The sequence below is a fragment of the Bartonella sp. bp_1 genome (assembly GCF_055808085.1).
The window spans coordinates 1023529-1038518 of the sequence record NZ_CM147851.1; the positions used below are offsets into that span (position 1 = coordinate 1023529).

The following is a 14990-nucleotide window of genomic DNA, read 5'->3' on the forward strand; positions in this document are numbered from 1 at the left end:
AAAATGGATGGTTATGCTAATTTCATAACATTGATAACCATCGGTATATATATCCTCTGTTATCTTCTGGGATCCATTCCCTTCGGTCTCATCCTGACAAAAATGGCAGGATTGGGCGATGTTCGCGCCATCGGATCGGGCAATATCGGCGCAACCAATGTTTTGCGTACAGGCAATAAAAAAATTGCAGCACTAACATTGTTTTGCGATCTTCTAAAAGGAACCGCCGCAGTTCTTCTTGCCTATTATATTCTAGCGCCGGCCCTATCCATTGAAACCGTTCCTCTTGCCGGATTTCTTGCTTTCCTCGGCCATCTTTTTCCGGTCTGGTTGAAATTTAAAGGCGGAAAAGGCGTTGCAACCTATATAGGCGTTATTTTAGGGCTTTATTGGCCAGCGGCTCTCGTTTTCGGCCTAGTCTGGCTGCTCGTAGCCTTAGTCACACGTTACTCCTCACTGGCAGCCCTGATCGCCATGGTCGCTGTACCGATATTCTGCTTATTCATGCCGACGGGCTATAATAGCACATTGACAATAACAGTCACATTGATGAGCGTGATAAGCATTGCAAAACACCATGCCAATATCGTGCGTCTGCTTAAAGGCCAAGAAAGCAAAATCGGTGCGAAAGATAAAAAATGACAGCAGCCAAGGGCATTGTATTAACTGAAAAACAACGTCTCAACTGGCTTCGTCTCATCCGTAGTGAAAATGTTGGCCCTATCACTTTCCGTAGCTTAATTGACCATTATGGTAGTGCAGCTGACGCATTGGATGCCCTCCCCCAAATAGCTGCCAATGGTGGAAAACGGGCAATCCGCATTGCCAGCATGGGGCTGGCCATGAAAGAACTAGAAAAAGCGACCCGTGCCGGAATTCGTTTTATCGGTATTGGTGAACCCGATTATCCACCACTGCTGCGGCTGGTTGAAGGCGCACCACCTTTATTAGCCATTCGTGGCTCGACCCGACACCTTTTATCCTCCTCGATTGCTATTGTCGGCTCACGCAATGCATCTGCAGCAGGACAAAAAATAGCCCATATATTGGCACTTGAACTTGGCCAACATCAATTATCCATTGTTTCCGGCCTTGCCCGCGGCATTGATGGCGTTGCACATAAAGCCAGTCTTAAAACAGGTACCATTGCAGTTTTGGCAGGCGGAGTGGACCATATTTATCCACCCGAACATAAGAACCTATATGACGAGATTATCGCCCATGAAGGAGCTGTCATATCGGAAATGCCTTTGGGCTATATTCCAAAAGCCAATGATTTTCCCAGACGCAACCGTATCATTGCAGGACTAGCAAATGGACTGGTTGTTATCGAAGCAGCGGCACGCTCCGGATCACTGATCAGCGCTCGCCTTGCCAATGATATTGGGCGTCTTGTTTTCGCCATACCCGGCTCACCACTTGATCCACGGGCGACCGGCACCAACAACCTAATCAAAGAAGGCGCTATACTTGTCACTGAAGCCAAGGATATTATTGATGCCATTATGCCGCTTGTCCCACAGCACAAAAACAACCAGCCCGGACTTTTTGAAAGAACGGATGAAACGCAGGCAACCGTGGAATTTCCTTCCTCTCTCAGTCATGCAACAACGACAAAAAGCAACATCAACAATACCGATTCAGAGCGCAAAATCATATATGACCTTCTGACAACAACACCCGTCAGCATTGAAACATTATGCGAACAAAGCCAGCTCGATTTACCAGCGCTTTATCTTATTTTAATGGAACTGGATCTAGCAGGCAAACTGATCCGCCACTCAGGTGGCTTTGTTTCCCGCATGCCATAAAATAGCAATATTGTGCCTATTAGTTCACAACCGAATACATAGATTTGCATTTAAAGTACAATAAAACAACCTTTAGTTGTATTTTTTAAAAAAAAGAGCAATCAGCTCTTGACCAATGCCTTCTGTCTGTTCATTTGAACTAACATTAATATTCAAGATGCATTTTCAAGCATCAGCCAAACGGCGGAAAGAGGATAACCAAGAAATAAGAATGAATGTTGTTATCGTTGAATCACCGGCCAAAGCAAAAACAATCAACAAGTATCTTGGCAATGACTATAAGGTACTAGCCTCATTCGGCCACATCAGAGATTTACCGGCCAAAGACGGTTCAGTTCTACCCGATGATGATTTTTCAATGACATGGAGTGTTGATAGCGCTTCTTCAAAACGTTTAACTGACATTGCCAAAGCAGTCAAAGATAGTGACAGTGTTATTCTCGCAACCGACCCTGATCGCGAAGGGGAAGCCATTTCATGGCATTTGCTTGAGGTTCTACAACAGAAAAAAGTGCTGAAAGACAAGCCGATCAAACGTGTTGTCTTCAATGCCATCACAAAAAAAGCTGTTCTGGATGCAATGGCCAATCCGCGTAATATCGACGAGCCATTGGTTGATGCCTACCTCGCACGCCGTGCATTGGATTATCTTGTCGGCTTCAATCTTTCACCGGTCTTGTGGCGCAAACTGCCGGGGGCTCGTTCTGCCGGACGTGTGCAATCGGTCGCCTTGCGCCTTGTCTGTGACCGCGAAGCCGAAATAGAACGCTTTATCCGTGAAAATTACTGGACCATTGCGGCTGATTTGATCACACCACGTGATGAAAAATTTACCGCCCGGCTTTATGCCTACAATGGCAAAAAGCTCGGGAAACACGACATTAAAACCGCCGACCTAGCACAAACAATAGAAAAAATGCTGGAACAGGCTGAATTTCAGGTTTCAAGCGTTGAATCAAAACCGACAAAACGTAACCCTGCCCCTCCTTTTACCACCTCGACACTACAACAAGCCGCTTCCGCCAAGCTTGGCTTTTCTGCCTCACGCACAATGCAAGTAGCCCAACGTCTTTATGAAGGCGTAGATCTGGGAGGCGAAACCGCCGGTCTGATCACCTATATGCGTACAGACGGCGTACAAATGGCCCCCGAAGCACTAGATGCGGCACGCCGTGCGATCAGCGATAATTTCGGCACCAATTATGTACCTGAAAAGCCGCGTTTCTATTCAACCAAGGCCAAGAATGCGCAAGAAGCACATGAGGCCATCCGGCCAACCGACTTTTCGCGCACTCCTGACAGCGTCAAAAAATACCTTGATGCCGATCAGGCCCGACTTTATGGACTGGTTTGGAAACGTGCCATTGCTAGCCAAATGCAACCTGCCGACATTGAACGGACAACGGTTGAAATCGAATCTATCCAGGGATCCAACACGGCCAATTTACGGGCGACCGGTTCGGTGATCCGCTTTGACGGTTTTATCGCCGCCTATATCGACCAGCGTGAAGACGACAACAATCATGACGATGATGATGACGAAAAAAGATTGCCGCCCATCACCACCGATGAAATGCTCAAGCGTGACAAAATCGATTCCATACAGCATACAACCGAACCACCACCACGCTATTCCGAAGCATCCCTAATCAAAAAGCTTGAAGAGCTGGGAATCGGTCGTCCTTCAACCTATGCGTCCACACTTGCAACCCTGCAGGAACGTGAATATGTCAACATTGATAGACGCAAGCTTATACCGGAAGCAAAAGGACGTGTAGTCACAGCTTTTCTTGAAAATTTTTTTAACCGTTATGTCGAATATGACTTCACCGCTGGCCTTGAAGAAAAGCTTGACCTTATTTCAGACGGAAAGCTCAACTGGAAAGATGTCCTACGTGATTTCTGGAAAGATTTTCATGCCTCAATAGACGACATAAAAGAACTGCGTGTTACCAATGTGCTCGATGTTCTTAATGAGACATTGGCACCCTTGGCTTTCCCACCGCGCGAAGACGGAAGCGACCCACGTTCCTGCCCTCTTTGTGGCAATGGACAACTTTCATTAAAACTCGGTCGTTACGGTGCTTTTGTCGGATGCTCCAACTATCCGGAATGCAAATTCACCCGCCAGCTTGGCAACGAACAGGATGAAAATGCCGATGGCCCGCGTTCTGATGAACCATCTGTACTTGGTAACGATCCACAAACAGGTGAAGAAATTTCACTACGCAACGGACGATTTGGTCCTTATGTACAGTCAGGGGAAGGCAAAGAAGCAAAACGGGCAAGCTTGCCCAAGGGCTGGACGATGGATGCCATAACACTTGAAAAGGCCCTTGCTCTATTGGCCCTGCCCCGTGACGTAGGCCTCCATCCCGAAACCGGAAAAATGATAGTTGCCGGCATCGGTCGCTACGGTCCCTATGTAGCCCATGATGGCAAATATGCCAATCTTGATAATGCTGAAGAAGTCTTCACAGTCGGCCTTAATCGCGCTGTTAGCGTGTTGGCCGAAAAGGCCAACAAAGGCGGTGGGCGTACACGCTCGACACCAGCAGCACTTGCAACACTGGGTGATCATCCCGATGGTGGTGCTATAACCGTGCGCGACGGCCGTTATGGTCCCTATGTCAATTGGGGAAAGGTCAATGCAACCTTACCCAAGGGAAAAGATCCGGCGACTGTTACCTTTGATGAGGCTCTTGCCTTGATTGCGGCAAAAGCCGGAACACCGAAAAAGAAAAAAACAACAACGAAAAAAGCGAAATAACAAAGATGACGCGGGCGAGAAAAAAAGGAAACAAGGCCCCCGCGTCTTCATGCTCGCCCATAAAACTACCGAGCCGAAACGATATTATCACTTTTATCAATGAAAACCCTTCCCTGTCAGGTAAGCGTGAGATTGCAAAAGCCTTCAATCTCAAAGGGGATTCACGAATTTGGCTTAAAGATCTTTTACGTGACTTGACGGTGCAAGGCGTGATTGAAAAACGCAAAAAAACATTAGTCACAGCGGGGCGCTTACCACCGGTTACGACACTGACAATTATAGGACGTGATAAAGATGGGGGCTTTATAGCCAAGCTCCATGGAGAAAGCAGCGGAAAAGATATCATTGTTGCTGTTCATCCATCACGGCGAGAAAAATCTCCGTCCATCGGCGTAGGTGATACAATACTGGCCAAAATTTTTCCCAGTAAGGATAAATCTGGCCCCGATTATACCGCACGCCCCATCCGAAAAATAGAACGTCAGAAGAATACCCGCCTTGGTGTTTTACGCAAACTTGATGATGGCAGCTGGCGACTTGAATCTATTGAACGAGGTGAAGGCGAAATCAAACTGGACACAACAGCGCCGATCGAAGCCAATTCCGGCGATCTTGTCGAAGTCGAGATGACACAAAACAATCGCTACGGCTTAAAACGTGGCAAGATCCGCGAAGTTCTCGGCCATATCGACAGTGAAAAGGCCCTGTCGATGATTGCAATAATCACCCATGATATTCCATATGTTTTTGACGCTGAAACATTGAATGAAGCCGATAAAGCCAAAGGCGCAACCATGGATCATCGCGAAGACTGGCGCGCGCTGCCTTTGATTACAATCGACCCAGCCGATGCAAAAGACCATGACGATGCAGTTTTTGCACAGGCAGATGACGATACAGATAATATTGGCGGTTTCATTGTGACTGTCGCAATTGCCGATGTTGCCTATTACATCAAAACCGGCTCCACCATGGATCATGAAGCACTTAAGCGTTCCAATTCGGTCTATTTTCCTGACCGTGTGGTTCCCATGCTACCAGAGCGTATATCAAATAATCTGTGTTCACTGCGTGAAGGTGAGGAACGCCCTGCCCTTGCTGTGCGCATGGTCTTTGATTCCCAAGGGAACAAACGCACGCATAAATTCTATCGCATCATGATGAAATCAGCAGCAAAGCTTTCCTATCAACAAGCACAAAGTGCTATAGACGGCCTACCTGACGATAAAACCGCACCTATAGTGGAAACAATCCTAAAGCCATTATGGGCAGCCTACGCGGCCATGAAAATGGCACGCAGTAAGCGTGCCCCCCTTGAGCTTGACCTACCGGAAAAGAAAATCGTTCTCGATGAAAATGGACGCGTCAAAGATGTGATCGTACCACCGCGCCTTGATGCCCATAGACTAATTGAGGAATGCATGATCCAGGCCAATGTCTGTGCGGCAGAAACATTGAAAAAACTGCACCAGCCACTAATCTATCGAATCCATGACCAACCTTCAATGGCAAAACAAGAAAGCTTGCGTGATTTTCTTCACAGCCTCGGCATGTCCTTGGCCCGTGGGGTCGAGCTTACTCCCGCCAAAATGAACAATATTCTTGCCAAGGTTGAAAACACGCCACAGCAGGAACTCGTCAATCAGGTTGTATTACGCAGCCAAAGTCAGGCCGAATATAGCCCCGACAATATCGGCCATTTTGGTCTTAACTTGATAAATTATGCCCATTTTACATCACCAATCCGTCGTTATGCCGACCTTATCGTCCATCGGGCACTAATCCGCGCCCTGCATTTGGGTGATGACGGATTAACGGATCAACAGCAAAATGAACTGGCTGAAATTGCAGGCTTGATTTCCGGCAACGAACGCCGTGCCATGACAGCAGAACGCCAGACGGTTGACCGGCTTATTGCCCATTATCTAGCAGATAAAATTGGTGCCCAGTTCAATGGTCGCATCGCCGGCGTTACCAAATCAGGACTTTTTGTCAGTTTGGATAAATTTGGAGCTGATGGTTTTATACCAATTTCCACACTGGCTGACGACTATTATCATTTTGATGAAAAGCGGCATAGCCTGATTGGCGAAAAAACAAGAAAAGGCTACCAGCTAGGCGATATCGTAACAATTCGTCTCATTGAAGCCCAACCCGTCGCCGGTGCCTTGCGCTTTGAAATGCTTACACAGCCACAGAAACTACCATTTTCACCTGTTTCCCATCATAAAAGCGGCGCCGGCAAACATAACCGTCGGAATGGACGAAAAGGGCGACGTTAATGGCATTTCCGGAAGATATTCCGATCAAACCGCAACCGGCGGCAACTATCCTGTTGCTCGACCATCGTGCGGACGGCATATACACATTGATGGGCAAGCGGCATAAAAATTTAAAATTCCTCCCCGATTTTTATGTTTTTCCCGGCGGACGGGTAGAAAAAAATAACACATGTGTACCGGTTCTAACCGATTATCCACGATTATTCTTCACACGCCTCTACAATGACACAAGTGGCCGGACACATGCCGTCAAAGCTATTACTCTTGCTGGAATTCGCGAACTTTATGAAGAAACTGGGCTTATATTAGGAACTCGCCATTGTCAGGCATCTTGTTATGCATCTTTTCCACAATGGCGCGCTTTTGCACACGCACAGGCCACACCCGATTCTTCAACTCTATATTATTTTGCACGCGCCATCACTCCGCGTGGTCATATACGCCGATTTGATACTCGTTTTTTTCTTGCCTATTATCGCGATATATTAAACACAGACAGCCTCAAATCATCCGATGAACTTGGCAACTTATGCTGGGCAAAGCTGCAAAACATTGGCAGAAACAAGAATTTTAATTTAAAAACCATCGCGTTAACACGCTATATTCTCAACTATGTAAACCAGATAATGGCCTATTCATTACCGACAAAAACATCCATACCTTTTAAATTCATACGCAATGAACATACATTGGAGAACGTTCTTGTCAGTTAATCCCAACCAGTCATGGCGTGCTATTTTTGCTGCAACGGCAACTATCGGTGCAGTTGGTATTGCTTTGGGACTAGGGCAGCAGCTTATTGCATTGCTCATGACGGAACGGCATTTTTCCGATAGTGTCATCGGCTATAGCGGCACGGTCGGTGGATTAGCGACCATTATTGCAGCAGCGTGCACCTCACGCATCGCACTAAAATTCGGGGTTGTTCCACCGATCCTTACCATGTTGGCCATCGGCACGTTAAGCTTTTTGGGGTTTTATTACTTCCAATCTATCTGGATATGGTTCGGTCTGCGTTTCACACTACATTTTGCTATGACGGTCATGTTCATTCTGTCTGAATTTTGGGTCAATCATTCGGCGCCACCGCACCGCCGCGGCATGATACTAGCCATTTATGCGATTACATTAGGACTAGGTTTTGCTGCTGGCCCAGCCATTTTAACGCATGTGGGTTCTACTGGCTTCATTCCTTATGGGACTGGCATTGTCATCATTGCTCTAGCAGCCATCCCTATTCTTGCGGCCTGGTCAATCAGCCCACGCTTTGAGGATCATGAGCATGTCACGTTTCTTCCCTTTATTTTTAAAGTACCAACATCGACAATGGCTGTTTTCGTCTATGGTGCTATTCAACTCGGCGCTTTGACTCTCATCACGCCTTTTGCCGTAAAACAGCTTAATGTCAGCGGAGAAGTAGCAGCCCATTACACCTTTCTATTAACTTTCGGCAATGTATTGCTTCTCGTTCCTATCGGCATGATCAGCGACCACTTGAAGGATAGACGTATAGCATTAATGGGCTGTGCGCTTATTGGCCTCGCTGGCACTCTGGCTGTCCCTTTTGTTGCATATAACCATATATTGCTATCAATTGATCTTTTTATTCTAGGTGGCGTATCCGGCGGTTTATACACAATCGGTCTTGCACAGCTTGGCACACGACTAAAAGGCCATGAACTGGCTGCCGCCAATTCGGCCTTCATCTTCTGCTATGGAGTCGGCATGCTTTTTGGCCCGACCTTTATCGGCAAGGCTATGGATTACTTTCCGCCTTACGGTTTTTCATACTCAATGGCGATTTTTTTCGGCCTTTATGTACTTCTTGTTGTCTCAAGACTCTTTGGAAAGCTATTCCGCTCTTGACATTTGTCTGTGTTTCGCTAAGTTCGCGCCAAAATCCGCTCGGGCTTTCTGCTGCGGTATCATTCAAATTGATCAGGAATTGCATTATGGCCAAAGCGACCACTATTAAAATCAAGCTTTTGTCGACAGCCGATACAGGTTTCTTCTATGTAACGAAGAAAAACAGCCGTACGATGACCGACAAAATGAGCAAACGCAAATATGACCCAATTGCGAAAAAGCATGTCGAATTTAAAGAAACAAAAATCAAGTAAGATTTTTTTGCATTAAAAAAAACGCTGCATCATAAACTTGATGCAGCGTTTTTTATTGATTCAATGGTCATGAATCCTATCCGGCATTAGCCCGACTTTCTGTCGTTTTCTCAAACGCTTTTTTCATTTCATCATCACGATGATAAGCATCATCGTAAAACTCTATTTTCCCACTTCTAAAATCCGGCCATGCAGTAAAATAAACAAGATAGACCGGTACAGTTTCAGATAATTGAAAATTGCGTTCATGCGCCCCGAAATAAGGTTTCAACCCCTCAACCGGCATCCCCATAACAGCAGCAGCCATCTCACGTGGTTTTTCAAGACGCACACAGCCATGGCTAATTGCCCTATTATCACGAGAAAAAGCTGCCTTATTCGGTGTATCATGCAAATAGATATCATGCTTATTGGGGAAAAGAATTTTTAATTCGCCTAATGCATTATTACGCCCCGGTGATTGCTTTATATCAACACCGCCCCCCGTCGAGGCAACAGTATTCCAATCAATATCGTCAGCGCTCACACGCTGGCCGGCACGATTATAAACTTCATAGCCATTACGGGAAAGATAGCTCGGATCAGCTGCAATACGCGGCAACATCTCATTTATAATGATAGAACGCGGCACTCCCCATGAAGGATTAAATGTCACAAGACGAATATTGTCATAGAAGAAATAGGTCTGATTGGCAGGACTACCGACAACAACCTTCATATTGAGCCTTTCCCGCCCTTCTTCAAAATACTGGGCCATAAAGGCAGACTGATTGACAAAAACATAGCGGGAAGGAAAATCGTGTGGCAGCCAACGCAAGCGCTCCATAGCGTAGACCACACGTTCACGTTTGATCGTATTGCTCAGACCATTGAGCATATTAATCGTCGAGGGGCCGATAATGCCATCATCAGCCTTGCCTGAAAGCTTCTGGAAGGCTTTTATGGCCGGTTCCAATGACGGATCATATAGACTGGCGCTTTGATATGAATCCAACACAGATTTATATGTATCCAAATAATCCTGAGGTGCTTCACGTAAAATAAGCTTCACCACATTGGCCAACTCGTTATTTTCCTGACCCGGATGGATTACTGTATTGGCAGAGATTATAATATTTTCGTCCTCTTTCTGCTCGTTCAAAGCAGCAAGTGTAACTTTAAGTGCCTTATACCATGGTGATTGTGGCTGATAGGAAGCCAATATTGTATCTGGTACGTCACTCTGAGACAAAGCAAGAAGAACATCGGATAAATTGATTTTAGGGCGTGGCAAATCATAATAGGCAGACAACCGGTCTGCAATAATTCGCCCCTGCCCGGCATCTTTGACATAACGTAACGCACGAGCAGATAATAAAACATCAAAATCGACGAATGCCTGCTGTTTCTCATCGCCCTGTAAGCCGCTATCAGGTATATCAACCTTATAATCATCCGGAATAAGCCCGTCTTCAAAGGCATGATCGAAATAGGTCAACATTTGACGGGCTGCTGCTGTCGGCTGGCCATTCCGAGACCAGATCAAAGACTGCTTTTGAGCATAAAAAGCACTAACCGCCTCACGAATATCCGGCTCCATCCGTAGGGTGCAATTTTTCAAAAACGGTACGATATTATCAGACTGAGGCGTATTGGCAGCATCAGCGGCCGCCTGAAAATCGATTTTAGTAAAATTGATAGCAACCAGTGAATCAGGTTTATAATTATATATTTTAGGTGCAGAGATACGCTTACGGTTTTCCAGTTTGAACGTAGGTGCATTCTTAACGGGATCAGCTTTTTGTTCATTGCGTTTACGAAAAAGATCAAGCAGATTCGTCGCACTATCTGCAGATGAGATAGTGCCAACCAAAATGGATGCACAACCCAATAATACTATTATCCGTTTAGAATAGCTTATGCGATTTTGCATCACATTCCCCTTGAGCTTGATAAAGTGATTCTCAAAAATCAATCTTATGCAATAATAACGAAGACAAAAGAGTGCTTACAGCTATTTCCCAGTATTTATTGCTGTATGGAAGCGATGTTGATCGCAAGCTTTCTATAGTAAAATATTATTCATCGGCTTATGATCATTTAAAAGCGACAGATAATAAATAATATAATGGCAGCGATTATGGATCAAAACACACTCTCAGTCATTATGGCCGGTGGAAAATCAAGCCGTATGGGCCAAGATAAAACTTTGGCCGTTCTACATAACCGTCCCCTGATCATCCATATTATCGAACGATTGCAGCCCCAGTCATCTCAAATTGCTATTAATAGCAATATAGAATCAGACTTTATCAAAAAAATCGGACTGCCCATTATAGCCGACCATGCAAAGCATAAGAATACCGGCCCCTTGTCAGGCATTGCCGCCTCTCTTGCTTACGCAGCCTGCCATGGGTTTGATAGAATCATTACTGTTGCAATCGATACCCCTTTTTTTCCGACAAGCTACATTGCAGATATGCACGCAGAATCGGATAAAGCTCCTGAAGTTCCGCTCATAGCCCGTAATCAGGATGGTTTGCAGCCGACTTTCGGCCTATGGCCTGTTGCCTTATTGCCTGCATTCCTAAACCATCTTGAGGTGTCTGATGATAAGAGTATCCGTAGCTTTGCCTATGCCAACAAGGTCTCTTTTGTTGATTTTTCAAAAAAAGAAAGACACGCTTTCTTCAATATTAATACACTACAAGACCTCGCATACGCCCACAATTTTTTAAAGGATATGTAATCATGCCCCACACCTCTCAAAAAGTTTTTGGCGTTACCGGATGGAAAAATAACGGCAAAACAACGCTCACAATCGCAATTGTCAAAGAACTCACACAGCGTGGCTATAAAATATCAACGATCAAGCACGCCCATCATGACTTTGATATAGACCATGAAAATACCGACTCATGGCGCCATCGTCAGGCAGGCGCCGCAGAAGTCGCTATTGTATCATCAAAACGTTGGGCACTCATACATGAAAATAAAGACGAGGAAGACTCGTCTCTTAACCAAATTATTGCCAAGCTTGAACCATGTGATCTGGTTATTGTTGAAGGCTATAAACATGAGCCCCATAACAAGATCGAAGTCCGCCGCAGCAAGGGAAATGATGGCCCGCATTTAAGTGAAAGCGATCCCCATATTGTTGCTGTTGCCAGCGACCGACGGGAAATCATACAAAATATTCCCATTTTCCATATTGACGACATCACAGCAATTTCCGACTTTGTTGAACAACATATGCATTTGAAAGGCTAAAATCATGCTTACATTATGGGGACGACCAACATCAGGTAATGTTAAAAAGGTGTTATGGACTCTGGATGAACTCGGAGTCGACTATGAAAACATCAAAGTTGGCGGCCCTTATGGCGGCCTTGATGATCCGCAATTCCTGCAAATGAACCCTAATGCGCTCATTCCGGTTATCAAAGACGGCGATCTGATTTTATGGGAATCAAATACAATCGTACGCTATCTGGCTGCCCGATATGGCAAAGGCTTCATCTGGATTGATGATTGCGGCCAACGCGCCAGCGCAGAAAAATGGATGGATTGGGCCTCGAACACCATATATAAACCTTTTCAGGACATCCTTTTCAATGCAGTACGCCTTACACCTGAAAAACGTGATGCGGCAGCTCTCAATCAAGGTATTATCAACTTCGAAACCGGTCTTTCCGTACTTGAAAAAACATTGCTGAGCCAAAATTGGCTTTCGGGTGAAAATTTTGGCATCGGCGATATCGTTGCTGGCGTTCTCATTTATTATTATTACGAAATCGACATTGAACGACATCAAGAATTCAATTCTGTCATACGCTGGTATGAGGCTTTGAAATCACGTCCAGCCTATAAAACCCACGTTATGACTCCCATCGTATAACATCTATATGATGGCAAATAAAAAAGGCCTGACACTTAAAGACCTGTTTGTTGCACTGGCTGTCATCACGCTGGCAGCCTACCTTGGTCTACATGAGAAAAATAAACCGACACCGCAACAGCCCTTGCCCTCAACGATTAAAGGCCGTGCTATTATTATTGATGGTGACACACTTACCATCAATAATACCAGAATCAGGCTACTGGGCATTGATGCGCCCGAGCTCCACCAAAAATGTGGCGAACCCGACAAGCTCTATGACTGTGGCAAAGAAGCCAAAAATTATCTGGTTAATCTTATCAAAGATAATGATGTTGAATGCCGTTGGAACAAAAAAGACCAGTATCAACGCATATTGGCAGTCTGTCTTGTCGATCATAAGGCGCTTAATCCGCTTATGGTGACAGATGGCTGGGCGGTCAGTTATTACGACTACAAAGACGAAGAAAAAGAAGCCAAAATGCAAAAACGTGGCCTATGGGCGCATCCCTTTGAACGACCGCGACAATGGCGGGATAAAAATCCGCATTAGCATTCTTATCGATATTCTTTCACTTCGCGCTCAATTTAAAACAGACATCCAAAGCAAGATAGCTTGAAAAACTGCCACCTAACTGTTTTTTAAGGCACATCTTTTTCAAGACTGCATCAAAAAGCCCGACCATTTATCGGCAAGCTTTATCTTTAACGCTATTTCCCGATCATAGCATTCCTGCCATTTACGGTTCTTAGTCAATGCTCCTTTATTCTTCACAAGGCTGCAATATTGGTCTACGTTATATTGTGGAAACGATTGCCCATATGCTGTTTTGGTTAGAAAACCAAAAGTCAGAATAAAGGGGATCCATAGATTTCTTTTCATCATTGCAGAGTACGCTTCCGATAAAGATAACTGAAAAATCATATCATGACGAACGCACCACACAATATCAATGTATTAAATGAGCAGATCAAGACTTGTCGCCTATGCGTCGATCACCCTCAATATCTACCTCCCCTACCAGTTCAACCACGTCCTGTTGTCTGCCTATCGGATAAGGCCAAGATTGCAATTTCCGGTCAAGCGCCGGGACTGCGTGTCTTCGAAAGTGGTGTGCCGTTCAACGACCGCTCAGGTGATCGTTTGCGGGAATGGCTCGGCGTTAAACGCGAAAGCTTTTACAACAAAGACTATTTTGCCATAGTTCCTATGGGGCTCTGCTTTCCCGGCTACGACAAGAACGGACATGATTTGCCACCCCGTAAAGAATGCGCAAAACAATGGCACGAAAATATCTTTGCAGCCATGCCGCAAATCGAACTTGTTCTGGCCATTGGTGGTTACGCGCAAAAATGGCATATAGACGGTATAAAACAAGCCAAGGTCAATGATATTGTCCATCACTGGCAAACGATCTTTCAACAAACGCAAAGTCGCGGATACCATGTCATCCCTTTACCCCATCCTTCATGGCGCAACACCGGATGGCTAAAGCGCAATCCATGGTTTGAACAAAAATTGCTCCCCGTCATGAGACAAGAAGTCAAAAAAAGAATAGACAATTAGAATTATTTTACGGATTTTTGATTTATTTGAATTTATTTTCTATAAAATATCAGCTAGATACTGCTTAATCAGAATAAATTGCGGATTGTAATTATGGATCGGTTGGATAAAAAAATTCTTCGCTTGCTGCAAGAAAACGCAACACTGGCTGTTGCAGACATTGCCAAAAAAGTAGGGCTGTCAACAACGCCTTGCTGGAGACGTATCCAGAAACTGGAAGAAGATGGCGTTATTCGCTCCCGCGTGGCAATTCTTTCACCCGAAAAGATCAATGCCCGCGTTACCGCCTTTGTTGCTATCCGAACCGGCTCTCATAATCATGAATGGCTCAAACGCTTTTCCGAAGTGGTTCAGGATTTCCCTGAAATCGTTGAATTTTACCGTATGAGCGGTGATGTCGATTATCTTTTGCGCGTCGTTGTACCCGATATTGCAGCCTATGACACTTTTTATAAAAAACTCATTGCAAAAATCGAAATTCGTGATGTTTCCTCATCTTTCGCTATGGAGCAGATCAAATATACGACACAACTGCCACTTGATTATATCGTACTCGAAAAAGACAGCAACAGACCAACTTGAAA

At 45.2% G+C, this 14990-nt stretch carries 14 protein-coding genes; 13 read left to right on the forward strand and 1 reads right to left on the reverse strand.

Annotated features, from left to right (window positions below; all coding sequences use genetic code 11):
• Positions 1 to 3: 3 nt before the first annotated feature.
• From plsY to rpmG, 7 genes are all read left to right on the forward strand, one after another.
• On the forward strand, positions 4 to 642 hold the full coding sequence (plsY, locus tag ACYZ97_RS05055; protein WP_473300383.1) for a glycerol-3-phosphate 1-O-acyltransferase PlsY: 639 nt from the start codon (positions 4 to 6) through the stop codon (positions 640 to 642).
• Complete coding sequence (gene dprA, locus ACYZ97_RS05060) at positions 639 to 1811, forward strand: DNA-processing protein DprA (protein ID WP_473300384.1); 1173 nt, start codon at positions 639 to 641, stop codon at positions 1809 to 1811. The genes plsY and dprA overlap by 4 nt, the downstream gene beginning before the upstream one ends.
• A gap of 211 nt (positions 1812 to 2022) precedes the next feature.
• Positions 2023 to 4581 carry a type I DNA topoisomerase gene (topA, locus tag ACYZ97_RS05065; protein ID WP_473300385.1) on the forward strand — a complete coding sequence of 853 codons (2559 nt, stop codon included), beginning with the start codon at positions 2023 to 2025 and terminating at the stop codon, positions 4579 to 4581.
• 5 nt (positions 4582 to 4586) lie between these two features.
• Positions 4587 to 6863 (forward strand): ribonuclease R, encoded by a 2277-nt coding sequence (rnr, locus tag ACYZ97_RS05070; RefSeq protein WP_473300386.1) that lies wholly within the window; start codon positions 4587 to 4589, stop codon positions 6861 to 6863.
• On the forward strand, positions 6863 to 7576 hold the full coding sequence (locus tag ACYZ97_RS05075) for an NUDIX hydrolase (protein ID WP_473300387.1): 714 nt from the start codon (positions 6863 to 6865) through the stop codon (positions 7574 to 7576). Before rnr ends, ACYZ97_RS05075 begins: the two co-directional genes overlap by 1 nt.
• Positions 7566 to 8729: an MFS transporter gene (locus ACYZ97_RS05080; protein WP_473300388.1), complete on the forward strand. Its 1164-nt coding sequence runs from the start codon at positions 7566 to 7568 to the stop codon at positions 8727 to 8729. The genes ACYZ97_RS05075 and ACYZ97_RS05080 overlap by 11 nt, the downstream gene beginning before the upstream one ends.
• Before the next feature lie 86 nt (positions 8730 to 8815).
• Entirely contained in the window at positions 8816 to 8983 is a 168-nt protein-coding gene (gene rpmG / locus ACYZ97_RS05085) for a 50S ribosomal protein L33 (protein ID WP_473300389.1), read from the forward strand.
• Between the two features lie 76 nt (positions 8984 to 9059).
• On the opposite strand, the gene ACYZ97_RS05090 is transcribed toward rpmG, so the two are convergent.
• On the reverse strand, positions 9060 to 10895 hold the full coding sequence (locus ACYZ97_RS05090) for a L,D-transpeptidase family protein (RefSeq protein WP_473300390.1): 1836 nt from the start codon (positions 10893 to 10895) through the stop codon (positions 9060 to 9062).
• A gap of 207 nt (positions 10896 to 11102) precedes the next feature.
• Here ACYZ97_RS05090 and mobA point away from each other — a divergent pair, with 207 nt between their 5' ends.
• The 6 genes from mobA to ACYZ97_RS05120 all read left to right on the forward strand — a co-directional run bounded on the left by mobA (position 11103) and on the right by ACYZ97_RS05120 (position 14988).
• Complete coding sequence (gene mobA, locus ACYZ97_RS05095; protein ID WP_473300391.1) at positions 11103 to 11711, forward strand: molybdenum cofactor guanylyltransferase; 609 nt, start codon at positions 11103 to 11105, stop codon at positions 11709 to 11711.
• 2 nt (positions 11712 to 11713) lie between these two features.
• Complete coding sequence (gene mobB / locus ACYZ97_RS05100) at positions 11714 to 12232, forward strand: molybdopterin-guanine dinucleotide biosynthesis protein B (protein ID WP_473300392.1); 519 nt, start codon at positions 11714 to 11716, stop codon at positions 12230 to 12232.
• Positions 12233 to 12236: 4 nt separating this feature from the next.
• A complete protein-coding gene (locus ACYZ97_RS05105; RefSeq protein WP_473300393.1) occupies positions 12237 to 12860 on the forward strand; it encodes a glutathione S-transferase family protein in 624 nt (207 codons plus the stop codon).
• Positions 12861 to 12867: 7 nt separating this feature from the next.
• The gene (locus tag ACYZ97_RS05110; RefSeq protein WP_473300394.1) at positions 12868 to 13392 is read left to right on the forward strand and encodes a thermonuclease family protein; all 525 of its coding nucleotides are present in this window, start codon (positions 12868 to 12870) and stop codon (positions 13390 to 13392) included.
• A 375-nt stretch (positions 13393 to 13767) separates the two neighbouring features.
• The gene (locus ACYZ97_RS05115; RefSeq protein ID WP_473300395.1) at positions 13768 to 14406 is read left to right on the forward strand and encodes a uracil-DNA glycosylase family protein; all 639 of its coding nucleotides are present in this window, start codon (positions 13768 to 13770) and stop codon (positions 14404 to 14406) included.
• Positions 14407 to 14499: 93 nt separating this feature from the next.
• Entirely contained in the window at positions 14500 to 14988 is a 489-nt protein-coding gene (locus tag ACYZ97_RS05120; protein ID WP_473300396.1) for an Lrp/AsnC family transcriptional regulator, read from the forward strand.
• Positions 14989 to 14990 lie beyond the last annotated feature (2 nt).

Coding starts and splice junctions, on each gene's coding strand:
- ACYZ97_RS05110 (WP_473300394.1), top strand. CDS start 12,868: ATGATGGCAAATAAAAAAGGCCTGACACTTAAAGACCTGTTTGTTGCA.
- rpmG (WP_473300389.1), top strand. CDS start 8,816: ATGGCCAAAGCGACCACTATTAAAATCAAGCTTTTGTCGACAGCCGAT.
- plsY (WP_473300383.1), top strand. CDS start 4: ATGGATGGTTATGCTAATTTCATAACATTGATAACCATCGGTATATAT.
- ACYZ97_RS05075 (WP_473300387.1), top strand. CDS start 6,863: ATGGCATTTCCGGAAGATATTCCGATCAAACCGCAACCGGCGGCAACT.
- ACYZ97_RS05105 (WP_473300393.1), top strand. CDS start 12,237: ATGCTTACATTATGGGGACGACCAACATCAGGTAATGTTAAAAAGGTG.
- ACYZ97_RS05120 (WP_473300396.1), top strand. CDS start 14,500: ATGGATCGGTTGGATAAAAAAATTCTTCGCTTGCTGCAAGAAAACGCA.
- mobB (WP_473300392.1), top strand. CDS start 11,714: ATGCCCCACACCTCTCAAAAAGTTTTTGGCGTTACCGGATGGAAAAAT.
- ACYZ97_RS05090 (WP_473300390.1), bottom strand. CDS start 10,895: ATGCAAAATCGCATAAGCTATTCTAAACGGATAATAGTATTATTGGGT.
- ACYZ97_RS05115 (WP_473300395.1), top strand. CDS start 13,768: ATGACGAACGCACCACACAATATCAATGTATTAAATGAGCAGATCAAG.
- topA (WP_473300385.1), top strand. CDS start 2,023: ATGAATGTTGTTATCGTTGAATCACCGGCCAAAGCAAAAACAATCAAC.
- dprA (WP_473300384.1), top strand. CDS start 639: ATGACAGCAGCCAAGGGCATTGTATTAACTGAAAAACAACGTCTCAAC.
- rnr (WP_473300386.1), top strand. CDS start 4,587: ATGACGCGGGCGAGAAAAAAAGGAAACAAGGCCCCCGCGTCTTCATGC.
- mobA (WP_473300391.1), top strand. CDS start 11,103: ATGGATCAAAACACACTCTCAGTCATTATGGCCGGTGGAAAATCAAGC.